This is a genomic window from Pseudomonas sp. S3_E10 (assembly GCF_054667615.1).
On the sequence record NZ_CP162743.1, the window covers coordinates 4221440 to 4247699 of the forward strand.

Below are 26260 nucleotides of genomic sequence, written 5' to 3' on the forward strand. Positions count from 1 at the left end.
TCGTAATTTCCTATGCTCGTAGACTCCCATTGCCACCTTGATCGTCTCGACCTCGCCCAGCACAACGGCTCCCTGGATGCAGCGCTGCAAGCCGCTCGCCAGCGTGGGGTAGGGCACTTCCTGTGTATCGGCGTCAGTGCCGACAACGCCGCCGACGTCAAGGCCCTGGCGGACCGTTATGCCGACGTAGACTGCTCGGTGGGTATCCACCCACTGGACCTCAAGCCCGGCGAAGCCCCCGCCCTTGATTGGCTGCTGAGTGAGCTCAACCATCCGCGTGTGGTCGCCATCGGCGAAACCGGCCTGGATTATCACTACGAGCCTGAAGCCGCCGAGTTGCAGCAGGCTTCCTTCCGGTTGCACCTGCAAGCCGCCCAGCACACCGGCAAACCGGTGATCATCCACACCCGTGGCGCCCGCGCCGACACCTTGGCGCTATTGCGCGAAGCCGCCTTGCCCCAGGCCGGTGTGCTGCATTGCTTTACCGAAGACTGGGATATGGCCAAGGCCGCCCTGGACCTGGGGTTCTATATTTCCCTGTCGGGTATCGTCACCTTTCGCAATGCCGATGCCCTGCGTGACGTGGCGCGGCAAGTGCCGGCGGATCGGCTGCTGGTGGAGACCGACTCGCCGTACCTGGCCCCCATCCCTTATCGTGGCAAGCCGAACCTGCCGCAGTATGTGCGCGAGGTGGCGGATTACCTGGCGATGCTGCGCGGTGAGCCTTACGAGCGGTTTGCCGAACAGACCACCGAGAATTTCAAGCGCCTGTTCCCATTGGCCCGCGTTGGCGGGTAACGAGGCCAAATCGCGGGCAAAAAAAACCCGGGTTCTGGGGGGTGAATCCGGGTTAAGACCATTAGGAGTAAAACAAGGGCACACAGTCCGTCGGTACCCAGGTCGGCGCTTCACTTGGGGGAGATGTCACGCCGACAGTTGAAGTATTGATCATGTTCTGATTCAGTCCAGTCTTTGCTGCTCGTTTTTTAAACAGATTTGGAATACGTCCACTTCGCTTGAGTTCTCATGGCGGGGTGTACGGGGATAGATGTTGCGTATTATTTCTGACTGATTCCCATGAAAACGTTGGCGTGCTGAAAGTAAGTGCGTGTTGGGTTCACATAGGCGTTGCCCAACGACCGTTCAGTCGGGATAATCCCTTGCACTGGGTAAATCGTATCGCCATGTATTCGTGGCCCTGCGCAACCCTTCCTATTCCGACCTTTGCAGACCTCTTCCTCATGCACAAAGAACCCCGTAAGGTCCGTGAGTTTCGCCGCCGTGAGCAGGAAATTCTCGACACCGCCCTCAAGTTGTTCCTCGAACAAGGCGAAGACAGCGTCACCGTCGAGATGATCGCGGATGCCGTGGGTATCGGCAAAGGCACCATCTACAAGCACTTCAAGTCCAAGGCCGAAATCTACCTGCGGCTGATGCTCGATTACGAGCGCGACTTGAACGAGCTGCTGCATTCGGCCGATGTGGACAGGGATAAGGAAGCCCTGTCCCGCGCTTATTTCGAGTTCCGCATGCGTGACCCGCAGCGCTATCGTCTGTTCGACCGCCTGGAAGAGAAAGTTGTCAAGGGCCATCAGGTGCCGGAGATGGTCGAGGAGTTGCACAAGATCCGTGCCTCGAACTTCGAGCGTCTGACCCTGCTGATCAAGGGCCGTATCAGCGAAGGCAAGCTTGAAGACGTACCGCCGTATTTCCACTACTGCGCCGCCTGGGCCCTGGTGCACGGTGCCGTGGCGCTGTATCACTCGCCGTTCTGGAGCAATGTGCTGGAAGATCAGGAAGGATTCTTCCAATTCCTGATGGACATCGGCGTACGCATGGGCAACAAGCGTAAGCACAGCAGCGAGCCGGCGCCGGTGGAAGCCGCACCCGTCGACGCGCCTGCCACGTAATGATTTGCTGCCAGGCGTAGTACCCCAGGAATATACTCAGGCAAGGACCTTGCTAAAAACTGATTTATAAGTCAGCTTTCAGTGCGCCCGAATTATCCTCTGCCGGAGTGATCCATGATCGTTGATCGTCAAGGCAGGCGTTTTCGCAATTTGCGGATCAGCCTGACCTCAGCCTGCAATTATGCGTGTACCTACTGCGTGCCTAACGGCAAGCGGCTGGTGGCTGCTCAGGACGAACTCTCGGCCGAGGCCATGGCCCGTGGCGTGGCGTACCTGATCGAAGCGGCGGGCATCGACCGCCTGCGCATCACGGGCGGTGAGCCGCTGGTGAGCCCCAAGCTGGAAGCCTTCATGGGGGCCGTGGGGCAAATGGGCCTCAGTGATATCAGCCTGACGACCAATGGCCAACTGCTGGCACGCAAACTTCCGCTATTGGTGGATGCGGGTATCAAGCGCATCAACGTTTCCCTCGACACACTAGATGCCGACGCCTTCCGCGGAATCGCCCGGGGCGGCGACCTCGCCACCGTACTTGATGGCATGGACCAGGCTCGCGCGGCCGGAATCAAGATCAAAGTCAATATGGTGCCGTTGCGTGGCCAGAACCTGGACCAGGTCATGCCGCTGCTCGACTACTGCCTGGAGCGCGGCTACGAATTGCGATTTATCGAGTTGATGCGCATGGGCCACCTGGCCAAGGATTCCAATGCGTTCCTGCAGCAATTCGTCAGCCTGCAGCAGCTGCTTGGCTTGATCGGCGAACACCATGAATACCTGCAAGCCAACGCGCCCGTGGATGCCACGGCGGTACGCTACGAAGTACCGGGCAAAGGCTTCTTTGGCGTGATCGCCAACGAAAGCGTGCCGTTCTGCCGCACCTGTTCGCGGCTGCGCTTGTCATCCACCGGGTGGCTGCATGGCTGCTTGTCGTCGAGCAACCGTCACTACGTCGGCGACTTGCTGGACAAACCGCGTCATCAAGCGCTGCCGGCCCTGCAAGGCTTGCTGATGAAGGCGCTGGGCGACAAGCAGGAAGTGGCGTTCTCCGGAGGGGCCACCATCATGAAAATCATTGGCGGCTGAGCCTATTCCAACCATTTCACATAACTGAAGGTGGGAGGGGGTTCGCAAGCACCCTCCCACCTTGAGTTATGCGTTGTTTGCAGATGGCGCGGTTTCTGCATCTCACGCCCATTCGCCGGTTTTCCGTCACCGGCTTCTGGAGGATTAGGATGCGTAGTCTGGTTTTGTTGCTGGCGTCGTTGACGCTGAGTGGTTGCATGACCGTCAGCGATATGGCCGAAGGCACCCGCTATCAGATGAGCGACGCCGGCTTGCTTGACCATAGCGATACCCGTCGAACCGCATCGGTTCGCATACAACCGGACTCCTTTGTCTTTATAGCCCAAGGCGCTTTCGTGCCGCCGGGCAGCGCCTATCCGCGCCCGAACGTAGTGGCCGAAGAAGCCTTCAATGGCTTCGTTGAGTACTTTCCCATGGTGCGCCGCGCCCGTCAGCCCGAAGGCTTGGAGCAGGCGCTGGCCGAAGCCCGTGCGGCGGGTGCGCACTACTTGCTGTACTGCCGCTTCGCCAAGGCGGATGACCGTATCGGCAACGCCGATGAATGGGCGGACCAAGAGGCCCTGGATCGTGTCGGCCTGGACAATGGCGTTATCCAGATCATGTTGATCGAGACCAGCACGCAGTATTTAATTGATACCGCACGTATCCGCAGTCGTGGCGGTTTACTGACGTTCCACGACAACAAGCCGGAAGACCTGATCGCCCGCCCACTGGCGCAGTACGCACGAGGGCTGCTGGGCATGGGTGATCAGTAAGCCCGGCAGGTAAAAAAGGGAGACCTCATGACCGATTCCGCCAAGGCCAACGATCTGCTCGCCCAACTGCCCAAAGGCAAGGGACCGGCGCCGGTGCACCTGTGGAACCCGGATTTCTGCGGCGACATCGACATGCGCATCGCCCGCGACGGCACCTGGTTCTACCAGGGCACGCCGATCGGGCGTAAACCGATGGTCAAGTTGTTCTCCAACATCATCCGCCGCGATGGCGATGATTACTTCCTGGTGACTCCCGTCGAAAAAGTCGGCATCCGCGTCGATGACGCGCCCTTCGTCGCGGTGACCCTGGAGGTCGAAGGGCAGGGTGAAAGCCAGGTGCTGCGCTTTACCAGCAACGTCGACGAGCAGATCGAGGCGGGCCTCGAACACCCGCTGCGGGTCGTCACAGACCCCGTCACCCAGGAGCCGTCACCTTACTTGCGTGTGCGCACCAACCTCGAAGCCCTGGTGCATCGCAACGTGTTCTACCAATTGGTCGAGTTGGCGGTAAGCCGCCCAATCAACGGTCAGAACTGGCTGGGCGTATGGAGCGGCGGCGAGTTTTTCCGCATTGGCCTGGAGCCCTGAGGTCGGTATTTTCACCTCGCTGAAATAATTCGCTTGCTGCAATCTGACGCTTTCGGTTATCAATTTGGACATGATTAGACATGTGCGATTTGATAAGAAAAAACGCGTCGTCGACGAGCTCATCCGCCGTATCGAGGGTGGGGTGATGGCCGACGGTGTCCTGCTGCCTGGGGAACATCAATTGGCCGAGGAGTTTGCGGTCAGTCGCGGCACCCTGCGCGAGGCCCTGGCCGAACTCAAGCGGCGTCATTACATTGCGACCCAGAGCGGCGTAGGTTCCATCGTCACCTTCGACGGCATGGTGCTGGATCAAAATAGCGGCTGGGCCCAGGCCCTGGCTGACACCGGTGCGCTGGTGACCACCGATATCCTGCGTCTGGAAGCGGTGACCCGGCCGGACCTGCTCAGCCGATTCGGCAACGACCAATTCATTGCTCTCGACCGCCGCCGGCGCACCACTGACGGTACCGCCGTATCCCTGGAGCGTTCGCTGATGCCGGCGTCCGGCGGGCTGGAAAGCCTGCCCAGGGTCGGCCTCATCGATGATTCCCTGACAATCACCCTGGCGGCCTATGGTTACATCGGCGCCGACGGTGACCAATGGATCGGCGCCGAGCCACTGAGCGATGAAGACGCCGAACTGCTGGGTCGCCCGGCGGGTAGCGTGTTCCTCAAGGCGTCGCGTACCACTTACGACCGTCGTGAGCGTTTCATGGAATACGTCGAGAGCTTGCTCGACCCTGTGCATTTTCGCCTGCACTTGCAGTTTGGATCTTCGAAATGACCCCTCAAACCCGCGCCCTCGGCGCCTTCTACGGTCTGGCCCTGGGCGATGCCCTGGGTATGCCTACCCAGTCCCTGAGCCGTGAGCAAGTGCAACAGCGCTTCGGGGCCATCACTGCCCTGGAAGCGGCTGGCCCCGACCAACCCATCGCACCGAATATGCCCGCGGGCGCCATCACCGACGACACTGAACAGGCGATCCTGGTCGGTGAGTTGCTGGTCGAGGGCCAGGGCAAGATCGCACCCACCGTACTCGCCCAGCGGTTGATCGACTGGGAAGCACGGATGCGCGCCAAGGGCTCCCAGGATTTGCTCGGGCCGTCGACCAAGCGTGCCATCGACCTGATCCTTGCCGGGCACACGCCCCAAGAGTCCGGACGCTACGGCACCACCAATGGCGCCGCCATGCGCATCACGCCCGTGGGCATCGCCGTGGATGTGAGCGACCCGGCAAAGTTTATCCAGGCGGTGATCCAGGCGTGCCAGGTCACCCACAACACCACATTGGGCATCTCCAGCGCGGCGGCGGTGGCTGCGGTAGTGTCCGCCGGCATCAATGGCGTCGACTTGGGCGAAGCCTTGAACATCGGCACCCAGATCGCCCAACAGGCGCAAGGCCACGGCCATTGGGTTGCCGGCGGGCGTATTTCCACCCGTATCAGTTGGGCGCGCACCTTGAGCGTCGGCAGTGGCGACAAAGCCCTGTTTGCCGACCTGGTGTATGAACTGATTGGCACCTCCGTCGCCTCCCAGGAGTCGGTGGTGGTGTCGTTCGCCCTGGCTCAGCAAGTGGCGGTGGGCGACATGAACGCGTTCGAAGCCCTGTGCCTGGCCGCCAGCCTGGGCGGCGACACCGACACCATCGCGGCGATTCTGGGAGCGATGCTGGGGGCGTGCCTGGGCATGCAGTGCTGGCCCGAGGCGATGATCGAGCAGGTCAAGCGGGTCAACGGCCTGGATCTGCAGCCGCTGGTGCAGGCGCTGCTCAACATGCGCTAAGCACCGCAGGCAAGCCCTCTGCCACACGGGGCTCGTTCAGTCAGGAAGACATCTGCCACAACCACAACAATGCAGGCATCAGGGAGCATCCTCATGAGCAGCACCTCTTGCGGCCAAAGCGCCGGGCAATTGGAAACACGCGGCATCGAACCGGTCCCCGAAAGCGAGTGCAACGGCCATCCGCTGCAACTGTTCTGGGTGTGGTTTGCCGCCAACATCAGCATCCTGGGTTTGCCGCTGGGGGCGACGCTGGTGGCGTTTCGTGGCCTGGCGATCTGGCAGGCGATCATCGTGGCGGTCCTCGGCGCCGCCGGTTCCTTTGCAGTGGTGGGCATCATCTCCATTGCCGGTCGTCGTGGCCGTGCGCCGAGCCTGACCTTGTCTCGCGCCATTTTCGGCGTGCGCGGCAATATCGGTCCTACGCTGGTCTCGCTGATGTCGCGCCTGGGCTGGGAAACGGTCAACACCACCACGGCGGCGTTCGTGTTGCTGTCGCTGTGTTCGATCCTCTTCGGTTCAGCGGTAGAGGCGAAAAGCGCACCGCTGCTGACGTTGATCTTTATCGGTATTTTCGTGCTGCTGACCCTGGCCGTTTCCGGCCTGGGCCATGCCACGTTGCTGGTGATCCAGAAGTGGGCCACCTATGTGTTCGGTGCGTTGAATATCCTGGTAGGCGGCTTCCTCTGCGCCACCATCGACTGGAGCGCCGTGTTCAACGCCACACCGGCCCCGCTCAGCGCGATGATCATCGGCATCGGCACCATGGCCGCCGGCACCGGTATTGGATGGGCCAACGCCGGCGCCGATATGTCGCGCTACCAGCATCGCAGCGTCAAGGCCGCGCGCCTGGTGGCGTCCGCCGCGTTCGGTGCGGGCATTCCGCTGGTGCTGCTGATCACCCTCGGCGGCCTGCTGTCGGTGGGTAACAACGACTTGGCCTCGGCCACCGACCCGATTATTGCGATTCGCGACATGCTGCCCACCTGGATGGCCGTGCCGTACCTGATCACCGCGTTCGGCGGGCTGTTGCTGTCCAATAACCTGTCGGTGTATTCGGCCGGGCTCACCACCTTGACCCTCGGGTTGAAGGTCAAGCGCGTACATGCGGTGATCGTCGACATTGTCGCGATCTTTGCCGGTTCGATCTACTTCATGCTGATCGCCGACAGTTTCTACGGCCCATTCATTACCTTCATCTCGTTGCTGGCGGTGCCGATCACCGCGTGGGTCGGAATTTTCGTGGTCGACCTGATCCACCGTCACCACTACAGCGCCAAAGACCTGCTGGACGTGAGCCCAAGCAGCGCCTATTGGTATCGCGGCGGTGTGGAATGGCGTGCCTTCGGCGCCTGGGCCGTGGCCATCGTGCTGGGGTTCAGTTTCACCACCATTGGCACCACGGCCGAGAACATCTGGTTTGCCGGCCCATTGTCCGACTCCTGGCTGGGCCATAACGGCTTGGGCTGGATCGTTACCTTCCTGCTGGCCGGCGGGGTTTATGCGGTGTTGGGTGGCGCGGCTGACCGTCGCCCAGTGCCGGTAGAAAGCCACAATGTCTAGATTGCTGCACACCGGCCAGGTCATCGTCGACTTGGTCATGGCCCTGGATACCTTGCCCGCGACCGGCGGTGATGTACTCGCCAAATCGGCCAGTTTCGAGGCCGGAGGTGGTTTCAACGTCATGGCCGCTGCCCGTCGCAACGGGTTGCCGGTGGTCTACCTGGGGCGTCATGGCAACGGGCGCTTTGGTGACCTGGCACGCGCGGCGATGCAGGCCGAGGGTATCGACATGGCCCTTGCCACAAGCCCTGACAAGGATACCGGCCTGTGTGTGTCGCTGACCGAAGCCACCACCGAGCGCACCTTCATTTCCCACCTCGGCGCCGAGGGCGAACTCAGCGCCCAGGACTTGGCTGACGTGGTACCGCGTGCTGACGACTATATCTATGTCAGCGGCTACAGCCTGCTGCTTGAGGGCAAGGCCCAACCCTTGCTTGACTGGCTGCTGGCATTGCCACGAAACACTGTGGTGGTGTTCGACCCAGGCCCGTTGGTCAAGGCGCCGGGTTCGGCCTTGATGCGCAGGCTGTTGCCGCGTATCGACATCTGGACCAGCAACGGGCCGGAAGCGCTGGCGTTTACCGGTGCGTCGGATATCAACGCAGCGCTGCCCGCGTTGAGCCGGCACCTGCCCGCCAACACGCTGCTGGTGGTGCGTGATGGACCCAATGGCTGTTGGGTCGGGCGCGTGGGGCACATTGAGCACGTGCAGGGCTTCAAGGTGCGTGCCGTGGACAGCAACGGCGCAGGCGATGCGCATGCCGGGGTGTTTATTGCGGGGTTGGCAAACGGTCTGGAACCCGCTGAAGCGGCACGCCGAGCGAATGCGGCGGCGGCGTTGGCGGTGACGCGCTGGGGGCCGGCTACCTCTCCCGGTACCGCTGAAGTTGACGCCTTGCTCGCCGAATAAACACGGGCAACCTGTGGGAGGGGCAAGCCCCCTCCCACATTTGGCTCTATGTTTAGCCGGCCTTTTTCAGCGCCGCGATCAGTTCATCCTTACGCATCGTCGAACGCCCCGGAATATTCTTGGCCCGCGCTTCCTTCATCAGGCTTTCCTTGGTTTGCGTCCCCAGCGAAGCACCGCTACTACGCGAATGACCCTTCCGGCTGGCGGCCGCTCGTTTGGCCGATTCCTCTCGGTCCTGGGCCTTCTTCGCCGGGGCCTTGCGCTGGCCCGAGCCCCCGGCCTTTTCGCCACCGCCGGACTGCTTGTTGACGGTAGCCCAGGCACGGGCTTCGGCTTCTTCCTTGGACACGCCCTTGTGCTCGTAACTGTCTTCGATATGAGCGGCTTTGCGCTTCTGTTCGGCGGTGTATTTGGCTTTGCTTCCACGAGGCATCGCGATACTCCTTCTGGCCCTCGGTAACCGGGCCAGGCCAGGCAAAATAGATTACTGAGTGAGTTCACCGTCGAGCTTGCGCGCTTCGTCCACGCCCGATGCGGTCAGCTTGATGGGCAGGTTCAACGAATATTCGCCGGCGTCGTCGGTGGTGACATGACCATCCCTGATAAAACCGCGGTCTTGCAGGCCGGCCAACACGCCGGCCACTTCCTTTTCGCCACGGTAGTTGTCCAGCAGCTCCTTGCCCAGGCCCTGGGGGTGGGCGTGCAACAGGCGGGTGAGCACTTCTTTTTCGAGGTTTCTATCAACGTTCATGCATACCTCTTCACTGGGAAATGATCAGGTGTCGGTGTTGCGTGCGAAGGCTCAAGGCGCCGGTTGTTTCGGCGTGCCTGGCACGTTGGAATCGTCACCTTTGTTGACGCCGGGCTGATTGATTCCGGGGCCCATCTTGCCGTTGCCTACGCCCGCAGGTGCTTGGCGTTGCGGGTCGTCACCTCGGGTGCGTGGGTCGGTGCCGTTGTCGATGATCGCGCCGCCGTTGGTGTCGAGGCCGGTGCCCATGGACTTTTGCGAATCGGTGGTGGCGTCCGGGGTCGGGTCGGTCGGGCCGGTGGTCGAGCCGGCGGCAAATGCGCTCAGCGAAGCGGCGGACAGCAGGCCGGTGAGGGCGAGGGCAGCAAACTTGGTCGTGTTCATGAGGATGTCTCCATAGGGTTATTGTCCTTACCCTTTATTGGTCAGTCCTCGTTTTGCGTTGGTGCCTGGGTGGCGACGAACGGTATCAGCCCAGCTGCAAGATTTTCTCTGCTGTCGCCCTGCGCCACGCCAGCCGCGCCACGCTGATCAACCAATTGCCGGCAGCCACCGTCAGCACGCTGAGCATCAGCGCGGGCAAGCCGAAGTCAACGATGATCCAGCCCGCCAGCCATGGGAAACCGAACACACCGACGAAGTAGGCGAGGCTGAACAACAGCAAGGCCTGGGGCGTAGTGCCAACGGGTGCCTCGTTGGCCACCTGGCCATTGATCACCGAATACGTCAGGCCATAGCCGACCCCCAGGGTCACGGCCGCGAACAGGTAACTGGCATTCCCGCTCACGCCAAAGGTGAACAGCAGGATAGCCCCCAGCATCAGCCCGGACAGCGCACAGGCGGCCACATAGGCATCGCGCTTGACCACGTAGCCGGCGATCAACAGGCGGCTGGCAATCGCCGCACTCACGAAGCCTGCGAAGAACAGCGAGTAATCCAGCCCGTGGGCCGCCGCATAGCTGGTCTGGAACGAAGACAACCCGCCAAACACACACCCTCCGAGGCCGACCATGACGATGGCAAATACCGCCCGCGAAGACAGCACGCGGCGGCAAGCTGCCCAGGAAATTTTCGACACCGGCGCCGTGGTGTGGCGTTTGAGCGCGGTGCCCAATCGCCAGAACACCAGCACCCCGAGCAGGCTGGCCAGGGCGGCAATGTAGAAAGCGCTGGTCAACGGCAGGCCCAGGGCATTCGCGGCCCGGCCCAGCAACGGTCCCGAGCCGATGCCGCTCATCATGCTGCCCGACAGCAGAGCGAAATATCTGGCGCGTTGTTGCGGCTCCACCAGCATCGCCACGATGATCGGCCCCAAGGTATAGAACACGCCCCAGCCCAGCCCGAGGGACAAGCCGAACAGCATCAAGCCCTCGCCAAAACCCGGCGCCAGCGCAAAACCCAGGCACGCCACCACCAGCAACCCACCCATGCCCGCAATCGCCCGCGCCGCGCCCCAGGCATCCGCCAGATGCCCGCAAAGCAGCACCGCCACGAAGGTACTGAGCATCGCCGTGGAGATCACACTGCCCGCGTCGTGCTCGTTGCCGCCGCGCGCATGAATCAGCAACGACAATAGGAACGTCGAGCCGTAGGACAGCGACAACAGGAAACTGGCAAGGCAAAACAGCGCGAACAGCTTCGTGCTCACCGGGGACGTGGACTGCATGGGGCCGCCTGGAGGTGATTGGAGTGATGCACCACTGTTTACCACGCACACCGTCCGGGTTTGTTCTGTGGTTAGTGGTGCTTGCATTGCTTCAGGCCGGAGTAACCCGGCAACCCGCGAAATTGCACTGCAATCAGTCATCAAAGCGCCTTAGTATGTGTGCTTTGAAATTGCCCAAGGCTTGCCCATGACCATCGAGATTCGCCCTGCGGTGCCCAGCGATGCTGCGCAGATCCTGACGTTCATCACTGAACTTGCCGAGTACGAAAAGGCTCGGCATGAAGTGATCGCCAGCGTGGCGGACATTCAGCGCAGCTTGTTCGGCGAAGGCGCCACCGCCCATGGCCTGATCTGCTTGCGCGATGGCTTGCCGATTGGCTTTGCGGTGTTCTTTTTCAGTTACTCCACGTGGCTGGGCAGCAATTGCCTGTACCTGGAAGACCTCTATATCAACCCCGAGCAACGCGGCGGCGGAGCGGGCAAGAAGTTACTGCGCCACCTGGCCAAGATTGCGTTTGATAACGGTTGCGCGCGTTTCGAGTGGAGCGTGCTGGACTGGAACGAGCCGGCGATTGCCTTCTACAAATCCATCGGCGCCCAGCCCCAGGAGGAGTGGGTGCGCTACCGCATGGAAGGCGACGCGCTGCGCGACTTTGCCCTCGGCTGATGGAGTTTTGGTGCTTGGAAAAACCGGCCCTTGAAGCGCCGGTTTTTTTATTAATTTGCTCACAATATGGGATGCAAATTTATATATTGAGATGTTTCTGAGTCTGGGTTTATAGTCGGCGGCATCAGCACTCACTACCAAAAATAAAACAGGTGAAGCGATGCAGGCACAACCGTTGTCACTCCCCGCCGTGCCCGAGCCCACTTACGGCGAGCGGCTCAAAGGCAAGGTGGTGATCATCACCGGCGCCGCCCAGGGCATTGGCGAGGCGATCGTCGCGTGTTTCCAGGCCCAGCAGGCGCGCCTGGTCATCGCGGATATCCAGGGCGAAAAAGTCGAGCGCGTCGCCGCCCATTGGCGCGAGCGTGGCGCCGAGATTGACGCGCAAGCGGTCGACATCACCTCCAAGGAGCAATGGCAGGCGCTGGTCGATACGGCCATTGCGCGCTTCGGTAGGGTGGATGTGCTGGTCAACTGCGCCGGCGTCAACGTGTTCCGCGACCCGTTGCAAATGACCGACGAAGACTGGCGCCGCTGCTTTGCCATCGACCTCGACGGCGCCTGGTTCGGCTGCCGCGCGGTGCTGCCGCACATGATCGAGCAGGGCATCGGCAACATCATCAACATCGCCTCCACCCATTCCAGCCACATCATTCCCGGTTGCTTCCCGTACCCGGTGGCCAAGCACGGCCTGCTTGGCCTTACGCGCGCCCTCGGTATCGAGTACGCGCCCAAGGGCATTCGCGTCAACGCCATCGCTCCCGGCTATATCGAAACCCAGCTCAACGTCGACTATTGGAACGGTTTCCCCGACCCCCATGCCGAGCGTCAGCGCGCCTTCGACCTGCACCCGCCCAAGCGCATCGGCCAACCGGTCGAGGTGGCCATGACGGCGTTGTTCCTGGCCACCGATGAAGCGCCTTTTATCAATGCCACCTGCCTGATGATCGATGGCGGGCGGTCTGTGATGTACCACGACTAGTCCTTGAAACGCTCAATAACAAGAAGAGGTGCTCCATGCTTGGCAAAAACAGGTTCAAGAAGACACTCGGTGCCCTGGCACTGGCGATGGCGTTCAGCGGCGTTGTATCGGCTGAAGAAGTGAAGATCGGTTTCCTGGTCAAGCAGGCCGAGGAGCCGTGGTTCCAGACCGAATGGGCCTTTGCCGAAAAAGCCGCTCAGGACAAGGGTTTCAAACTCATCAAAATCGCCGTGCCCGATGGCGAAAAAACCCTCTCGGCCATCGACAGCCTGGCCGCCAACGGCGCCAAGGGCTTTGTGATCTGCCCGCCGGACGTGTCCCTGGGCCCGGCCATCGTGGCCAAGGCCAAGCTCAACGACATGAAAGTGATCGCCGTGGATGACCGCTTCGTCGATGCCAAGGGCAATTTCATGGAAGACGTGCCGTACCTGGGCATGGCCGCCTTCGAAGTGGGCCAGAAGCAGGGCGCCGCGATGGCCGCCGAAGCGAAAAAACGCGGGTGGGACTGGAAGGAGACCTATGCCGTGGTCAACACCTTCAATGAACTCGACACTGGCAAGAAGCGCACCGACGGCTCGATCAAATCCCTGGAAGAGGCCGGCATTCTCAAGGACCACATCCTCACCGCCCCGCTGAAAACCCTCGACGTTCCCGGCAGCATGGACGCCACCAACTCGGCCCTGGTCAAACTGCCCCGTGACGCGAAAAACCTGATCATCGGCGGCATGAACGACAACACCGTGCTCGGTGGCGTGCGCGCCACTGAAAGCGCCGGTTTTGCCGCCGCCAACGTGATCGGCATCGGTATCAACGGCACCGACGCCATCGGCGAACTGAAGAAAGCCAACAGCGGCTTCTTCGGCTCGATGCTGCCAAGCCCGCACATCGAAGGCTACAAAACGGCCGAGATGATGTACGACTGGGTGACCAAAGGCACCGAACCGCCGAAGTACACCGCCATGGACGAAGTGACCCTGATCACCCGCGAGAACTTCAAGGAAGAACTGACCAAAATCGGGCTGTGGAAATGACTGCTGCGGCCCTGCGGTTTGACGGTATCGGCAAAACCTTTCCCGGGGTCAAGGCGCTCGACGGCATCTGTTTCACCGCCCACCCAGGGCAGGTGCACGCCTTGATGGGCGAGAACGGCGCCGGCAAATCGACGCTGCTGAAGATACTCGGCGGTGCCTACATTCCCAGCAGCGGCACGGTGCAGATCGGCGAGCAGACCATGGCCTTCAAATGCGCCGCCGACAGCATCGCCAGCGGCGTGGCGGTGATCCACCAGGAGTTGCACCTGGTGCCGGAAATGAGCGTGGCCGAGAACCTGTTCCTGGGGCATTTGCCGACGCGTTTGGGCGTGGTCAACCGCGGCCAGCTGCGTAAGCAGGCGCTGGCCTGCCTCAAGGGCCTGGCCGATGAAATCGACCCGGACGAGAAGCTCGGGCGTTTGTCCCTCGGCCAGCGCCAGTTGGTGGAAATCGCCAAGGCGCTGTCCCGTGGCGCCCATGTGATTGCCTTCGATGAACCCACCAGCAGCCTCTCGGCGCGCGAGATCGACCGTTTGATGGCGATCATCACGCGCCTGCGCGACGAGGGCAAAGTGGTGCTGTATGTGTCGCACCGCATGGAAGAAGTCTTCCGCATCTGCAACGCGGTGACGGTGTTCAAGGACGGCCGTTACGTGCGCACCTTCGATGACATGAGCACGCTGACCCACGACCAGTTGGTGACCTGCATGGTCGGTCGCGACATTCAGGACATCTACGATTACCGCCCGCGCGAGCATGGCGAGGTAGCGCTCAAGGTCGACGGCTTGCTCGGTCCTGGCCTGCGTGAGCCGGTGAGTTTCGCGGTGCGCAAAGGCGAGATCCTTGGCCTGTTCGGGCTGGTGGGGGCAGGGCGCACCGAGCTGTTCCGCCTGCTCAGCGGCCTGGAACGCGCGAGTGCCGGCAGCCTGCAACTGTGCGGCGAAAAACTGCAGTTGCGCTCGCCCCGCGACGCCATTGCCGCCGGCGTATTGCTGTGCCCGGAAGACCGTAAAAAGGAAGGCATCATTCCGCTGTCGAGCGTGGCCGAGAACATCAACATCAGCGCGCGGGGCGCCCATTCCACCTTCGGCTGGCTGCTGCGCGACGGTTGGGAGAAGGGCAACGCCGAGCATCAAATCAAGGCCATGAAGGTCAAGACCCCGAACGCCGCGCAGAAAATCATGTACCTCTCCGGCGGCAACCAGCAGAAGGCCATTCTCGGCCGCTGGCTGTCGATGCCGATGAAAGTGCTGCTGCTCGACGAACCGACGCGGGGCATCGATATCGGCGCCAAGGCCGAGATCTACCAGATCATTCACAACCTCGCAGCCCAAGGCATCGCGGTGATCGTGGTGTCCAGCGACCTGATGGAAGTCATGGGCATTTCCGACCGCATCCTGGTGCTGTGCGAAGGCGCCATGCGCGGCGAACAACTGCGCGCGCACGCCACTGAATCCAACCTGCTGCAGCTGGCCTTGCCGCGCCGCGTGACGAACTGAGAGAAGACCATGACCACTCAAAACAACGCGTTGCCAACCGCACGCAAACCCCTGGATATGCGCGCGCTGCTCGACAACTGGGCGATGCTGCTGGCGGCGGTGGGCATTTTTGTGCTGTGCGCCTTGCTGATCGATAACTTCCTTTCGCCGCTGAACATGCGCGGGCTGGGCCTGGCGGTGTCCACCGTGGGCATCGCGGCGTGCACCATGCTGTTTTGCCTGGCATCGGGGCATTTCGACTTGTCGGTGGGCTCGGTGATCGCCTGCGCCGGCGTGGTCGCGGCCATTGTCATGCGCGATACCGACAGCGTCATGCTCGGCATCGGCGCGGCGCTGGGGATGGGCCTGATCGTCGGGTTGATCAACGGCATCGTCATTGCCAAGCTGCGGGTCAATGCGCTGATCACCACCCTGGCGACCATGCAGATCGTGCGCGGCCTGGCTTACATTTTTGCCGACGGCAAGGCAGTGGGCGTGTCCCAGGACCAGTTCTTCATCTTCGGCAACGGCCAGTTGTTCGGCGTGCCGGTGCCGATCCTGATCACCCTCCTGTGCTTCCTGTTCTTCGGTTGGCTGCTCAACTACACGACCTACGGGCGCAACACCATGGCCATCGGCGGCAACCCGGAAGCAGCATTGCTGGCGGGGGTCAACGTTGATCGCACCAAGATCCTGATCTTTGCTGTGCACGGTCTGATCGGCGCGCTGGCCGGGGTGATCCTCGCGTCGCGCATGACCTCGGGCCAGCCGATGATCGGCCAGGGCTTCGAGCTGACGGTGATCTCGGCGTGCGTGCTGGGCGGTGTGTCGTTGAGCGGCGGGGTCGGCATGATCCGCCATGTGATTGCCGGGGTACTGATCCTGGCGATCATCGAGAACGCGATGAACCTGAAGAACATCGACACGTTCTATCAGTACGTGATCCGTGGTTCGATCCTGTTGCTGGCGGTGGTCATCGACCGTATGAAACAACGTTGAAAACCGGTCTGTAGAACACAGAGGATCAAATGTGGGAGGGGCGGTGCGACGATTCGACTTGCTCCCGATGGCAGAGTGTCAGCTTGCACATTTTTCCCTGACCCACCGCCATCGGGAGCAAGCCCCCTCCACATTTGGATCTCCACTGTATTGATATTCAGCATTTGCCATAATGGCGCCGTTTTCGTACTTCCCAATAGGCCCGATATGCAGGAAACCCCCCACACCCCCGTCAAAGACGCCGTTCCCACCGGCACCCAGACCCTGCTGCGTGGCCTGGGCGTGGTGCAAGCGGTGGCGGCCGGTGCGCGGGATCTGAAAGAGATCGCCAAGCGCATCGGCACCACCCGCAGCACCACCCACCGCCTGGCCAGTTGCCTGGTGGAGGAGCGTTACCTGCGCGTGGTGCCGCAAGTCGGTTACCTGCTGGGGCCGAAGTTGATCGAGCTGGGGTTCCAGGCTCGCGAAGAATTGCCCTTGGTGACCCTGGCGGTGCCCTACCTGGATGAGTTGTCCGCGCTGACCGGCGATACCATCCACCTGGCCATTCGCGAATACGACGACGTGCTGTACCTGCACAAGAACCCCGGCCGCAACGGCCCGGAGATGCGTTCGCGGGTCGGCCACCGCATGCCGTTGGCACGCACGGGCGTGGGCAAGGCGATGTTGCTGGATGACTCGGTACAGGAGTGGCAACGCTTGTACGAAACCAGCTTGCCGGCGGGTGGGAAAAACCTGCAATGGCCGCAGCACCCGGAACAGTCCTGGGCGCAGTTCGAGCAGCGCATGCATGAATATGTGTTGGGCGGTTATGCGTTCGATCTGGAAGACAACGAACCGTCGATCCGTTGCGTCGCGGCACCGGTGCGCGATGCCAGCCGGCGAATCGTCGCCGGCATCAGCATCGCCAGTACCGTGCCCTACATGCCGCTGGAGAAAATGGCCGAGCTGATCCCTGTGATCAAACAGGTTGCAGCGCGGCTTTCCGCGCAGTTGGGCGCGAAGGTTTGATCAGGCTTTCAAGGTTGCCATGTCGATAACAAAGCGGTACTTCACGTCACCGGCGATCATGCGGGCGTAGGCCTCGTTGATCTGGCGGATGTCGAGCATTTCGATGTCGCAGGTGATGCCATGCTCTGCGCAGAAATCCAGGACTTCCTGGGTTTCGGCAATGCCGCCGATCAGCGAGCCGGCCAGCACTTTACGCCCCAGCACCAGTTTGGCGGCGTTGACGGGCGGGTCCACCGGCTCGATCAAACCGACCAGAATATGCACGCCATCAAAGCGCAGCACATCGAGGTAGGGGTTCAGGTCGTGCTGCACCGGGATGGTGTCCAGTAGGAAGTCGAAGTGCCCGGCGGCGGCTTTCATCTGTTCGGCATCGGTGGACACGATCACGTGGTCGGCGCCCTGGCGGCGACCTTCTTCGGCCTTGCTCGCCGAGCGGGTGAACAGCGTGACTTCGGCACCCATGGCCTTGGCGAACTTGATGCCCATGTGGCCCAGGCCGCCCATGCCCAGGATCCCCACCTTGTCGCCAGCCTTGACGCCGTAATGCTTGAGCGGCGAATAAGTGGTGATGCCCGCGCACAGGATCGGCGCGGCGCTGGCCAGGTCGAGCGTGGCCGGGATTTTCACCACGAAGTGCTCGCTGACCACGATGCTGTCGGAGTAACCGCCCATGGTGTTGCTGCCGTCCACGCGGTCCGGGGTGGCGTAGGTCATGGTCGGGCCTTCGAGGCAATATTGCTCGAGGTCCGCTTGGCAGGCGTCGCAGTGGCGGCATGAATCAACCATGCAGCCTACGCCGACCAGGTCGCCGACTTTATGGGCGGTGACGCTGGCACCGACGGCGGTAACTTTGCCGACGATCTCATGACCGGGCATCAGCGGGTACACGGCGATGCCCCACTCGTTGCGTGCCTGATGGATGTCGGAGTGGCAGACGCCGCAATAGAGGATCTCGATGGCCACGTCATCGGCGCGCGGGCTGCGGCGTTCAAACGACATGGGGGCGAGGGGCGTGGTGGCCGATTGGGCGGCATAGCCGATGGCGGTGTACATGGAAAACCTCGCAAAAGCGTTGGAAAGTGAGGTGGGCCATTCTCCGTGCCGACCTTGTGGGCGGCCATGGCGATTGCTCCGAGTCTCATGCCTATTCGTCCGGCAGTGCCCTCTGTTTGGATTTATGTACCGTCAGACCTGCGATGATGCTCGCATCTCTTTTTCACGAAGTTTTTTGCCATGTTGTTGACCCGCCATCTCGACGCCAATGCCACGCTGGTTTCCTTGATCGAGGGGCTCACGTCCCGCGACGGTTTCTCCCCGACCCACCTGCCCGGCGTAAAGGTATTGCGCGCCAGTTGCGACGTGGCGCGCGGGCCGCAGATCTATGAGCCGAGCCTGATGTTCGTGGCGCAGGGCAGCAAAGTCGCGTACCTGGGCCCGCGGACGCTGGAGTATGGCGCCGGGCATTACCTGATCCAGGCCATGCCGGTGCCGTTCGAGTGCGAGACCTTCGCCATGGCGCCGGGTGCGCCATTGTTGGGGGTGACGGTGGGTATCGACCGCGTGGTGCTGGGTGAGTTGGTCATGGCCATGGGCATGCAGGCCGGGCCACCGCCGACGGCGCAGACGCTGGCGTCGATGAGCTCCGTGGTGCTTGATGATGCGATGCGCGGTTGCGTCGAGCGGCTGCTGCAGTGCCTGCACGATCCGCTGGAAAGCCGGATCATCGGCCCGTCGCGAGTGCGCGAATTATTGTTCACGGCGTTGCGCGGGCCCCAGGCCGATGTGTTGCGCGCGCTGGTGGAGCAACAGGGGCAATTTTCGCGAATCGCCACCTCGTTGAACCACCTGCACGCGCATTTCGCCGAGCCGCTGAACATCGAGACATTGGCCGGGTATGCGCATATGAGCGCTTCGACCTTTCATGAGCACTTCAAGCGCTGCACCTTGCTGTCGCCGGTGCAATATCTGAAGCGCCTGCGCTTGCTCAAGGCCCAGCAGTTGCTGCTGGTGGACGGCATGAGTGTGGCGCAGGCGGCGCACAGCGTGGGGTACCAGAGCACGTCGCAGTTCAGTCGCGAATACAAGCGCTACTTCGAGCGCAACCCCGGCGAGGAGCGCGCGGCCTAGTAGTAACGGCGCGGGTCGGTTTCGATCAGGCTGGCCAGTTTGGTCAGGGCAAAGCGCAATTCGTTGCGGCTGGTGGGCGACATCAGCACCAGTCGCACGCAGCGTGTCATTTCAGAGCGTTCGGCCTGGAACTGCGTGCCACTAAGTACCAGCACGCCATTGGCCCGAGCCAGCATGGTGAACTCGTCGCTGGTCCATGGCTCCGGCAATGTCAGCCACACATGGTAGGCGTAGGGCTGGGTCTTGAGCTCGAACCTGGCGAAGATCTCGCGGGCAATCGCTTGCCGGCCGGCCGCCTCGTTGCGGTGGATGCGGATCAGTTTTTGGTCCATGCCTTCGGTGATCACATTGCTGGCCAGTTGCGCGGTCAGGGGTGATGGCATCCAGACGCTGCTACGCACCATCGAGCTGAGCCGCGACAGCAATTTTGGCGGGCTGTGCAGGTAGCCGATACGCAATGCGGGCATCACCGACTTCGACAGGCTGGTGAGGTACACCGAGCGGTCCGGGGCAAACGCCGAAAGGGGTTTGATGGACGGGTCGGTGGCAAGAAAGCCGTAGATGTCGTCGTCGAGGATGATGAAGTCGAACTCTTCGGCCAACGCTGCGATTTGCGCCCGACGTTGTTGCGACATGATCGCCGCCGTCGGGTTCTGGCAGGTCGCGACGCACACCAGCATCGCCGGTTTTTCCCGCAGGCACAGTTCGCGCAGCGCCTCGGGAATGATGCCTTCGTCATCCATCGGCACGCCACGCAGGCGGCGTTCAAGGCCATGGGCCAGGGAAATGATGCCGGGGTAGCACAGTGCCTCGCAGAGCACCAGGTCGCCGGCGTTGGTCAGGGCGCTCATCGCCACCATCAAGCCATGCTGCGCGCCGGCGGTGATGATCACCTGCTGCCACTGTGCCTCGGGCAATGAATGCCGTAGCCACTGTGCTCCCGCCTCGCGATGCGCCGGGTGACCGCCGTCCGGGGCGTAGTCCAGGGCGCCCGCGAAATCGGTGCTCCTGGCCAGGCTCACCAATGCGTCGCGCAGCCAGTGTTCCAGGGTTTCGCTGCCGGGCTTGATGATCGACAGGTCGAGCAGTTCCGGCTGCCCCAGATTCAGCGCCGCCGGGCTGTTGCTCGCCGCCGGCCCCGGTGGGTTCTGAGTGAGCACAAACGTACCGCGGCCCACTTCCCCCTGCACCAGGCCCCGGCGCTGCGCTTCGCTGTACGCGCGGCTGATAGTGCCCGGCGTGACATCCAGGGCCGTGGCCAGCTCCCGCAGGGTCGGCAGGCGATCGCCTTTGTTCAACACGCCGTTGCTGATATCGCGTGCCAATGCGTCGGCAATCGCCAAATACACCGGCTGGTTGAACTCGCTTAGCTGGGGAACCCACATGAATGATCACTGCCCTTCGTAGAAATGATGAAGCGTTGAGCATATCACAGGGATATTGGATGCCTGATCAGATGAGCTAATCGCTTTATTGATTCGATTGATTCGATAATTTTATGGCTGATTGCTTTTATTGTAGAGGGTGTATTTTAGTATTTTATTTAGTAATCAAAGGGTTGTATTCAAGTCGTTGAGGAGATGCGCTGGTGATCGCAAAAAATATCGAGTGATAATTGAGTTGCTTATTGAATCAACTCAATTTAATCAAATACACTCGCCTCGAATCGAGTCAATCGAATCGATCATCCCCCTGGTCACTGCGCGACGCTGCCGCGCCAAGTCGAGACATCATGGACACACTCAGAAAGGATCTATCCCTGTCAGCCGTGATTGCGGGTTTTATCGCCGTGATCATTTCGTATGCCGGTCCCTTGATCATCGTGTTTCAGGCGGCTAAGGAAGCGCACCTGCCCAATGACGAGGTGTCATCGTGGATCTGGGCAATTTCCATTGGCAGCGGGATTACCGGCCTGTTTTTGAGCTGGCGCCTGCGGGTGCCGGTAATCACCGCGTGGTCGACGCCGGGAGCGGCGTTGCTGGTCTCGATGCTGCCCACGGTGACTCTGCCCCAGGCCATCGGCGCGTACGTGGTTGCGTCAGTGATTATTGCCGTGGTGGGTTTGTCTGGCGCGTTCGACAAGCTGATGAGTCGCCTGCCCAAAGCCATCGCCGCCGCCATGCTCGCCGGCATCCTGTTCCGCTTCGGTGCCGAGCTGTTCACCTCGATCAAGCTGCAACCGGCGCTGGTGCTGGCGATGATCGCGACTTACCTGGTGTTCAAGCGTTTCTCGCCACGTTACGCCATCCTGTCCGTGCTGATTATCGGCTGCGCGGTCGCTGCCTCGTTTGGTGAACTCAACAGCGGGGCAATGACTATCGCCGTCGCCCAGCCGGTGTTTATCGCGCCGCAGTGGAGCTGGCACGCCATCATTAATATCGGCTTGCCGCTGGCGCTGGTGACCCTGACCGGTCAGTACGTGCCGGGCATGGCGGTATTGCGCACTTCGGGCTACCACACGCCGGCGCGCTCAATCATTTCGGTGACGGCGATCGGCTCGATCCTGATGGCACCGTTCGGCTCCCATGGTTTGAATCTGGCAGCGATTACCGCCGCCATCTGCACCGGCCGCGAAGCCCATGAAGACCGCGACAAGCGCTACATCGCCGGGATCGCCTGCGGGGTGTTCTACATCCTGATGGGCATCTTTGGCGCGACCCTGGCTTCGGTATTTTCTGCCTTGCCCAAAGAGCTGATTGCCTCCCTGGCGGGCCTGGCACTGTTCGGCGCAATCAGCACCGGGTTGACAGGCGCCATGGCCGACGAGAAACAACGCGAAGCGGCGCTGATTACCTTTCTGGTCACCGCTTCGGGCATGAGCTACCTGGGGCTGGCCGCTGCGTTCTGGGGCTTGATCTTCGGCCTCGTCGCGCACTGTGTGCTGAGTTACACCCGGCAAAGCAAAGCCGCCGCTGTCGCCGAGGGCAGCCGACCATGAGGCACGGGTTGAGCGCTTGAGCGGGTACAAAAAAAGCCAACGCTTGAGGCGTTGGCTTTCAGGTGTGGCGAAATGCGTTGTGAGGAGCCGCGTTACATATTCGGGTAAGTCGGCCCACCTGCGCCTTCCGGTGTAACCCAGGTGATGTTCTGCGAAGGGTCCTTGATGTCACAGGTCTTGCAGTGCACGCAGTTCTGGGCGTTGATCTGGAAGCGCTTCTCGCCGTCTTCCTGGGTGATCACTTCATACACGCCGGCCGGGCAGTAACGCTGTGCCGGTTCATCGTAGAGCGGCAGGTTGGTGCCGATCGGGATGCTCGGGTCTTTCAACTTCAAGTGGCACGGCTGTTCTTCTTCGTGGTTGGTACCGGAAATGAACACCGAACTCAGCTTGTCGAAGCTCAGCTTGCCGTCGGGCTTGGGGTAGTCGATCTTCGTGCTGTCTTTGGCCAGCTTCAGGCAGGCGTAGTCCGGCTTGGTGTCGTGCAGGGTAAACGGCATTTTGCCGCCGAGGATGTTCTGGTCGAACCAGTTGAAGCCGGCGCCGAGGATTGGGCCGAACTTGTGCATCGCCGGGCCGAAGTTGCGGGTGGCGAACAGTTCTTCGTAGAGCCAGCTGGCTTTGAAACCGTCGACGTAGTTGGTCAGTTCATCGCCGCCTTCGGATTCGGCGAACAGGCGCTCGGCCACGGCGTCGGCGGCGAGCATGCCGGACTTCATGGCGGTATGGCTGCCCTTGATCTTGGCCACGTTCATGGTGCCCAGGTCGCAACCGATCAGGGCGCCGCCCTTGAAGACCATCTTCGGCAACGAGTTGATGCCGCCTTTGGCCAGGGCGCGGGCGCCATAGCTGATGCGCTTGCCGCCTTCGAGGTACTGGGCCAGCACCGGGTGATGCTTGAGGCGCTGGAACTCATCGAACGGCGACAGGAAGGCGTTGCTGTAGGACAGGTCGACGATCAGGCCGACGACCACCTGGTTGTTTTCCAAGTGGTAGAGGAACGAGCCGCCGGTGTTCTCGTTGCTCATGATGTCCAGCGGCCAACCGGCGGTGTGTACCACCAGGCCGGGTTGGTGCTTGGCCGGGTCGATTTCCCAGATTTCCTTGAGGCCGATGCCGTAGTGCTGGGCGTCGGCGTCGCTGTCCAGGTTGAAGCGCTTGATCAGTTGCTTGCCGATGTGGCCACGGCAACCTTCGGCGAACAGCGTGTACTTGCCACGCAGCTCCATGCCTGGGGTGTAGACGCCTTCTTTCGGGTGGCCTTCACGGTCGACGCCGAGGTCGCCGGTGATGATCCCGCGGACCACGCCGTTTTCGTCGAACAGCGCTTCCTGGGCGGCGAAGCCTGGGTAGACTTCAACGCCCAGGTTTTCGGCCTGTTGGGCCAGCCAGCGGCACAGGTTGCCGAGGGAGATGATGTAGTTGCCTTCGTTGTGCATGGTCTTGGGCACGAAGAAGTCAGGCACCTTGGTGGAGGCCTCGCTGCTGCGCAGTACATAGATGTCATCGCGCACCACGGGGGTATTGAGCGGGGCGCCGAGGGCTTTCCAGTCCGGGAACAGTTCGTTCAGGGCGCGAGGTTCAAACACGGCACCGGAGAGGATGTGTGCGCCGACCTCGGAGCCTTTCTCGACCACGCAGACGCTGATTTCCTTACCGGCTTCGGCGGCCTTCTGCTTCAGTCGGCAGGCGGCGGACAGGCCCGCCGGGCCGGCGCCGACGATGACCACGTCGAATTCCATGTATTCGCGTTCCACAGGCTATCTCCTACTCAAGGCTCAACAGGCTTTTTTTCTAATGGGTGGAGGTTCGGTGTGGTCCTGCGGCAACGGCGGGACCCACCTTTCTCTCTAGGTGGCGCATTATATATAGACCACTGTCAGCGTCCAATACAAACGTTTGTTTGAATTGCCCGCAGGCTAGGTAAATCAAAGCAACGCGGCTTATGACTGGCTATTTTGCTGTATTGACCAGAATAGGCGTTCCGGTCAATATACGGTCGGTTTTGCGCTTACCGTAGGCAGACAGCAGGTTTCAAGAGCACGTCCAAAAGCGAAACAGGTGACGCGCGCCTACCCACTGGGGCGCAGTTTACACGCCGCGATAAAGAATGACCTCTCAGTCACCACTGACGAACGGTCATCGTTTCCCGTGAGCAAGGTCATTTGCCTGGGTTTTTGGAGGTGCCCTTGTGTGCCGATGAGCATCAACCGCCAGGTTCGCCTAGGCGATTTTCTTTTCACCGGAGAGTAACGAGGAATCCATGAAGGTTCTTGTAGCTGTCAAACGCGTTGTCGATTACAACGTGAAAGTTCGCGTCAAGGCGGACAATTCCGGCGTCGATCTTGCTAACGTCAAGATGTCGATGAACCCATTCTGTGAAATCGCCGTGGAAGAAGCCGTACGCCTGAAAGAGAAAGGCGTTGCGACTGAAATCGTCGTGGTTTCCATCGGTCCTGCCACTGCTCAAGAGCAGCTGCGTACCGCCCTGGCGCTGGGTGCCGACCGTGCCATCCTCGTCGAATCCGCTGAAGAACTGACCTCCCTGGCCGTGGCCAAGCTGCTCAAGGCGGTTGTCGACAAGGAGCAGCCTTCGCTGGTGATCCTGGGCAAACAAGCCATCGACAGCGACAACAACCAGACTGGCCAGATGCTGGCTGCACTGACCGGTTACGGCCAGGGTACTTTCGCATCCAAAGTGGAAGTGAGCGGCGACAAGGTTGCCGTGACCCGCGAAATCGACGGCGGCGCGCAGACGGTTTCCCTGAAACTGCCGGCCATCGTCACCACCGACCTGCGTTTGAACGAGCCGCGCTACGCGTCCCTGCCAAACATCATGAAAGCCAAGAAGAAGCCTCTCGAAGTGCTGACTCCGGATGCTTTGGGCGTTTCCACCGCCTCCACCAACAAGACCGTCAAAGTCGAAGCGCCGGCTGCACGCAGCGCCGGCATCAAGGTCAAGTCGGTGGCTGAACTGGTCGAGAAACTGAAAAACGAAGCGAAGGTGATCTGATCATGGCTATCCTCGTAATCGCCGAACACGACAACAAGGTGCTGGCCCCGGCCACCCTGAACACCGTGGCCGCTGCCGCTAAAATTGGTGGCGACATCCACGTACTGGTAGCAGGTCAAGGCGCTGGCGCCGTGGCTGAAGCCGCTGCGAAAATCGCCGGTGTGAGCAAGGTCCTGAACGCTGACAATGCTGCTTACGCGCATCAGTTGCCGGAAAACGTTGCCCCGCTGGTTGCAGAGCTGGGCGCCGGCTACAGCCACATCCTGGCCGCCGCTACTTCCAACGGCAAAAACATCCTGCCACGCGTTGCTGCGCAGCTGGACGTTGACCAGATCTCCGAGATCATCTCGGTCGAAAGCGCCGACACCTTCAAGCGCCCGATCTACGCGGGTAACGCCATTGCCACCGTGCAATCGAGCGCTGCCATCAAAGTCATCACCGTGCGCGCCACCGGTTTCGACCCGGTTGCCGCCGAAGGTGGTTCGGCTGCCGTTGAGGCCGTCGCCGCTGCCCATGACGCCGGTACTTCCAGCTTTGTTGGCGAAGAGCTGGCCAAGTCGGATCGCCCTGAGCTGACCGCTGCCAAGATCGTCGTTTCGGGCGGGCGTGGCATGCAGAACGGTGACAACTTCAAGCACCTGTACGCCCTGGCCGACAAGCTCGGCGCTGCGGTCGGCGCTTCCCGCGCGGCCGTCGACGCAGGTTTCGTACCCAACGACATGCAGGTCGGCCAGACCGGCAAGATCGTCGCGCCACAGCTGTACATCGCGGTCGGTATCTCTGGCGCGATCCAGCACTTGGCCGGTATGAAAGACTCCAAAGTGATCGTTGCGATCAACAAGGACGAAGAAGCACCGATCTTCCAGGTGGCCGATTACGGCCTGGTCGCGGACTTGTTCGAAGCCGTACCGGAGTTGGAGAAGCTGGTCTAATCCAGCCGCTTCACTTATAAAGAGCCCGGTCTTATGATCGGGTTTTTTTTGCCCGGTCTTTTGTGAACCTCGGAGAA

General features: G+C 61.3%; 26 protein-coding genes. 19 read left to right on the forward strand and 7 right to left on the reverse strand.

Annotated elements, in window-relative coordinates:
• Nucleotides 1-12 precede the first annotated feature (12 nt).
• The 9 genes from AB4N98_RS19385 to AB4N98_RS19425 all read left to right on the forward strand — a co-directional run bounded on the left by AB4N98_RS19385 (nt 13) and on the right by AB4N98_RS19425 (nt 8588).
• Nucleotides 13-798, forward strand: coding sequence for a TatD family hydrolase (locus AB4N98_RS19385; RefSeq protein ID WP_065876817.1), 786 nt, complete (start codon nt 13-15; stop codon nt 796-798).
• Between the two features lie 443 nt (nt 799-1241).
• Nucleotides 1242-1910, forward strand: coding sequence for a TetR/AcrR family transcriptional regulator (locus tag AB4N98_RS19390; RefSeq protein WP_065876816.1), 669 nt, complete (start codon nt 1242-1244; stop codon nt 1908-1910).
• A gap of 114 nt (nt 1911-2024) precedes the next feature.
• Entirely contained in the window at nt 2025-2993 is a 969-nt protein-coding gene (locus tag AB4N98_RS19395; protein WP_065876815.1) for a GTP 3',8-cyclase MoaA, read from the forward strand.
• Between the two features lie 149 nt (nt 2994-3142).
• Nucleotides 3143-3748 (forward strand): DUF4823 domain-containing protein, encoded by a 606-nt coding sequence (locus AB4N98_RS19400; protein ID WP_017529492.1) that lies wholly within the window; start codon nt 3143-3145, stop codon nt 3746-3748.
• Nucleotides 3749-3775: 27 nt separating this feature from the next.
• Complete coding sequence (locus AB4N98_RS19405) at nt 3776-4336, forward strand: DUF1285 domain-containing protein (RefSeq protein WP_017529493.1); 561 nt, start codon at nt 3776-3778, stop codon at nt 4334-4336.
• A 70-nt stretch (nt 4337-4406) separates the two neighbouring features.
• Nucleotides 4407-5120: a GntR family transcriptional regulator gene (locus AB4N98_RS19410; RefSeq protein WP_017529494.1), complete on the forward strand. Its 714-nt coding sequence runs from the start codon at nt 4407-4409 to the stop codon at nt 5118-5120.
• Nucleotides 5117-6118 (forward strand): ADP-ribosylglycohydrolase family protein, encoded by a 1002-nt coding sequence (locus AB4N98_RS19415; RefSeq protein WP_065876814.1) that lies wholly within the window; start codon nt 5117-5119, stop codon nt 6116-6118. Before AB4N98_RS19410 ends, AB4N98_RS19415 begins: the two co-directional genes overlap by 4 nt.
• Nucleotides 6119-6211: 93 nt before the next feature.
• Nucleotides 6212-7678, forward strand: coding sequence for a purine-cytosine permease family protein (locus AB4N98_RS19420; RefSeq protein WP_017529496.1), 1467 nt, complete (start codon nt 6212-6214; stop codon nt 7676-7678).
• On the forward strand, nt 7671-8588 hold the full coding sequence (locus AB4N98_RS19425) for a PfkB family carbohydrate kinase (protein ID WP_017529497.1): 918 nt from the start codon (nt 7671-7673) through the stop codon (nt 8586-8588). The genes AB4N98_RS19420 and AB4N98_RS19425 overlap by 8 nt, the downstream gene beginning before the upstream one ends.
• A gap of 52 nt (nt 8589-8640) precedes the next feature.
• On the opposite strand, the gene AB4N98_RS19430 is transcribed toward AB4N98_RS19425, so the two are convergent.
• The 4 genes from AB4N98_RS19430 to AB4N98_RS19445 all read right to left on the reverse strand — a co-directional run bounded on the left by AB4N98_RS19430 (nt 8641) and on the right by AB4N98_RS19445 (nt 11005).
• Nucleotides 8641-9021 carry a Rho termination factor N-terminal domain-containing protein gene (locus tag AB4N98_RS19430; RefSeq protein WP_017529498.1) on the reverse strand — a complete coding sequence of 127 codons (381 nt, stop codon included), beginning with the start codon at nt 9019-9021 and terminating at the stop codon, nt 8641-8643.
• Nucleotides 9022-9072: 51 nt separating this feature from the next.
• Complete coding sequence (locus AB4N98_RS19435; protein WP_017529499.1) at nt 9073-9339, reverse strand: hypothetical protein; 267 nt, start codon at nt 9337-9339, stop codon at nt 9073-9075.
• 51 nt (nt 9340-9390) lie between these two features.
• Complete coding sequence (locus tag AB4N98_RS19440; protein WP_017529500.1) at nt 9391-9723, reverse strand: hypothetical protein; 333 nt, start codon at nt 9721-9723, stop codon at nt 9391-9393.
• Between the two features lie 85 nt (nt 9724-9808).
• Nucleotides 9809-11005 (reverse strand): MFS transporter, encoded by a 1197-nt coding sequence (locus AB4N98_RS19445; RefSeq protein WP_017529501.1) that lies wholly within the window; start codon nt 11003-11005, stop codon nt 9809-9811.
• A gap of 187 nt (nt 11006-11192) precedes the next feature.
• Between AB4N98_RS19445 and AB4N98_RS19450 the strand changes: the two genes are divergently transcribed.
• From AB4N98_RS19450 to AB4N98_RS19475, 6 genes are all read left to right on the forward strand, one after another.
• Nucleotides 11193-11672 (forward strand): GNAT family N-acetyltransferase, encoded by a 480-nt coding sequence (locus tag AB4N98_RS19450; RefSeq protein ID WP_017529502.1) that lies wholly within the window; start codon nt 11193-11195, stop codon nt 11670-11672.
• 160 nt (nt 11673-11832) lie between these two features.
• Nucleotides 11833-12654, forward strand: a complete 822-nt coding sequence (locus AB4N98_RS19455; protein ID WP_017529503.1) for an SDR family oxidoreductase — start codon at nt 11833-11835, stop codon at nt 12652-12654.
• 35 nt (nt 12655-12689) lie between these two features.
• Nucleotides 12690-13685 (forward strand): substrate-binding domain-containing protein, encoded by a 996-nt coding sequence (locus AB4N98_RS19460; protein ID WP_460148868.1) that lies wholly within the window; start codon nt 12690-12692, stop codon nt 13683-13685.
• Complete coding sequence (araG, locus tag AB4N98_RS19465) at nt 13682-15184, forward strand: L-arabinose ABC transporter ATP-binding protein AraG (protein WP_065876809.1); 1503 nt, start codon at nt 13682-13684, stop codon at nt 15182-15184. Before AB4N98_RS19460 ends, araG begins: the two co-directional genes overlap by 4 nt.
• Before the next feature lie 9 nt (nt 15185-15193).
• Nucleotides 15194-16162 carry an L-arabinose ABC transporter permease AraH gene (gene araH / locus AB4N98_RS19470; protein ID WP_460148869.1) on the forward strand — a complete coding sequence of 323 codons (969 nt, stop codon included), beginning with the start codon at nt 15194-15196 and terminating at the stop codon, nt 16160-16162.
• Between the two features lie 207 nt (nt 16163-16369).
• Entirely contained in the window at nt 16370-17173 is an 804-nt protein-coding gene (locus AB4N98_RS19475; protein WP_065878274.1) for an IclR family transcriptional regulator, read from the forward strand.
• Here the strand turns inward: AB4N98_RS19475 and AB4N98_RS19480 are convergent, their stop codons facing one another.
• Nucleotides 17174-18226, reverse strand: a complete 1053-nt coding sequence (locus AB4N98_RS19480; protein ID WP_017527394.1) for an NAD(P)-dependent alcohol dehydrogenase — start codon at nt 18224-18226, stop codon at nt 17174-17176.
• 180 nt (nt 18227-18406) lie between these two features.
• On the opposite strand from AB4N98_RS19480, the gene AB4N98_RS19485 reads away from it, so the two are divergent.
• Complete coding sequence (locus AB4N98_RS19485; RefSeq protein ID WP_017527395.1) at nt 18407-19300, forward strand: AraC family transcriptional regulator; 894 nt, start codon at nt 18407-18409, stop codon at nt 19298-19300.
• Here the strand turns inward: AB4N98_RS19485 and AB4N98_RS19490 are convergent.
• Nucleotides 19297-20685, reverse strand: coding sequence for an aminotransferase-like domain-containing protein (locus tag AB4N98_RS19490; protein WP_065878272.1), 1389 nt, complete (start codon nt 20683-20685; stop codon nt 19297-19299). The two genes, AB4N98_RS19485 and AB4N98_RS19490, sit on opposite strands and share 4 nt — an antisense overlap.
• Before the next feature lie 347 nt (nt 20686-21032).
• Between AB4N98_RS19490 and AB4N98_RS19495 the strand changes: the two genes are divergently transcribed.
• Nucleotides 21033-22238: a benzoate/H(+) symporter BenE family transporter gene (locus tag AB4N98_RS19495; RefSeq protein ID WP_017527397.1), complete on the forward strand. Its 1206-nt coding sequence runs from the start codon at nt 21033-21035 to the stop codon at nt 22236-22238.
• A gap of 92 nt (nt 22239-22330) precedes the next feature.
• Here AB4N98_RS19495 and AB4N98_RS19500 read toward each other — a convergent pair whose 3' ends face one another.
• Nucleotides 22331-23995, reverse strand: a complete 1665-nt coding sequence (locus AB4N98_RS19500; RefSeq protein ID WP_065878271.1) for an electron transfer flavoprotein-ubiquinone oxidoreductase — start codon at nt 23993-23995, stop codon at nt 22331-22333.
• A gap of 506 nt (nt 23996-24501) precedes the next feature.
• Here AB4N98_RS19500 and AB4N98_RS19505 point away from each other — a divergent pair.
• Nucleotides 24502-25251: an electron transfer flavoprotein subunit beta/FixA family protein gene (locus AB4N98_RS19505; protein WP_017527399.1), complete on the forward strand. Its 750-nt coding sequence runs from the start codon at nt 24502-24504 to the stop codon at nt 25249-25251.
• Nucleotides 25252-25253: 2 nt separating this feature from the next.
• Nucleotides 25254-26183 carry an electron transfer flavoprotein subunit alpha/FixB family protein gene (locus AB4N98_RS19510; protein WP_017527400.1) on the forward strand — a complete coding sequence of 310 codons (930 nt, stop codon included), beginning with the start codon at nt 25254-25256 and terminating at the stop codon, nt 26181-26183.
• Nucleotides 26184-26260: the final 77 nt, after the last annotated feature.

Bases quoted from the DNA above. Each gene is read 5' to 3' on its own strand.
- AB4N98_RS19385 (WP_065876817.1), top strand. From the start codon at position 13: ATGCTCGTAGACTCCCATTGCCACCTTGATCGTCTCGACCTCGCCCAG.
- AB4N98_RS19390 (WP_065876816.1), top strand. From the start codon at position 1,242: ATGCACAAAGAACCCCGTAAGGTCCGTGAGTTTCGCCGCCGTGAGCAG.
- AB4N98_RS19395 (WP_065876815.1), top strand. From the start codon at position 2,025: ATGATCGTTGATCGTCAAGGCAGGCGTTTTCGCAATTTGCGGATCAGC.
- AB4N98_RS19400 (WP_017529492.1), top strand. From the start codon at position 3,143: ATGCGTAGTCTGGTTTTGTTGCTGGCGTCGTTGACGCTGAGTGGTTGC.
- AB4N98_RS19405 (WP_017529493.1), top strand. From the start codon at position 3,776: ATGACCGATTCCGCCAAGGCCAACGATCTGCTCGCCCAACTGCCCAAA.
- AB4N98_RS19410 (WP_017529494.1), top strand. From the start codon at position 4,407: ATGATTAGACATGTGCGATTTGATAAGAAAAAACGCGTCGTCGACGAG.
- AB4N98_RS19415 (WP_065876814.1), top strand. From the start codon at position 5,117: ATGACCCCTCAAACCCGCGCCCTCGGCGCCTTCTACGGTCTGGCCCTG.
- AB4N98_RS19420 (WP_017529496.1), top strand. From the start codon at position 6,212: ATGAGCAGCACCTCTTGCGGCCAAAGCGCCGGGCAATTGGAAACACGC.
- AB4N98_RS19425 (WP_017529497.1), top strand. From the start codon at position 7,671: ATGTCTAGATTGCTGCACACCGGCCAGGTCATCGTCGACTTGGTCATG.
- AB4N98_RS19430 (WP_017529498.1), bottom strand. From the start codon at position 9,021: ATGCCTCGTGGAAGCAAAGCCAAATACACCGCCGAACAGAAGCGCAAA.
- AB4N98_RS19435 (WP_017529499.1), bottom strand. From the start codon at position 9,339: ATGAACGTTGATAGAAACCTCGAAAAAGAAGTGCTCACCCGCCTGTTG.
- AB4N98_RS19440 (WP_017529500.1), bottom strand. From the start codon at position 9,723: ATGAACACGACCAAGTTTGCTGCCCTCGCCCTCACCGGCCTGCTGTCC.
- AB4N98_RS19445 (WP_017529501.1), bottom strand. From the start codon at position 11,005: ATGCAGTCCACGTCCCCGGTGAGCACGAAGCTGTTCGCGCTGTTTTGC.
- AB4N98_RS19450 (WP_017529502.1), top strand. From the start codon at position 11,193: ATGACCATCGAGATTCGCCCTGCGGTGCCCAGCGATGCTGCGCAGATC.
- AB4N98_RS19455 (WP_017529503.1), top strand. From the start codon at position 11,833: ATGCAGGCACAACCGTTGTCACTCCCCGCCGTGCCCGAGCCCACTTAC.
- AB4N98_RS19460 (WP_460148868.1), top strand. From the start codon at position 12,690: ATGCTTGGCAAAAACAGGTTCAAGAAGACACTCGGTGCCCTGGCACTG.
- araG (WP_065876809.1), top strand. From the start codon at position 13,682: ATGACTGCTGCGGCCCTGCGGTTTGACGGTATCGGCAAAACCTTTCCC.
- araH (WP_460148869.1), top strand. From the start codon at position 15,194: ATGACCACTCAAAACAACGCGTTGCCAACCGCACGCAAACCCCTGGAT.
- AB4N98_RS19475 (WP_065878274.1), top strand. From the start codon at position 16,370: ATGCAGGAAACCCCCCACACCCCCGTCAAAGACGCCGTTCCCACCGGC.
- AB4N98_RS19480 (WP_017527394.1), bottom strand. From the start codon at position 18,226: ATGTACACCGCCATCGGCTATGCCGCCCAATCGGCCACCACGCCCCTC.
- AB4N98_RS19485 (WP_017527395.1), top strand. From the start codon at position 18,407: ATGTTGTTGACCCGCCATCTCGACGCCAATGCCACGCTGGTTTCCTTG.
- AB4N98_RS19490 (WP_065878272.1), bottom strand. From the start codon at position 20,685: ATGTGGGTTCCCCAGCTAAGCGAGTTCAACCAGCCGGTGTATTTGGCG.
- AB4N98_RS19495 (WP_017527397.1), top strand. From the start codon at position 21,033: ATGGACACACTCAGAAAGGATCTATCCCTGTCAGCCGTGATTGCGGGT.
- AB4N98_RS19505 (WP_017527399.1), top strand. From the start codon at position 24,502: ATGAAGGTTCTTGTAGCTGTCAAACGCGTTGTCGATTACAACGTGAAA.
- AB4N98_RS19510 (WP_017527400.1), top strand. From the start codon at position 25,254: ATGGCTATCCTCGTAATCGCCGAACACGACAACAAGGTGCTGGCCCCG.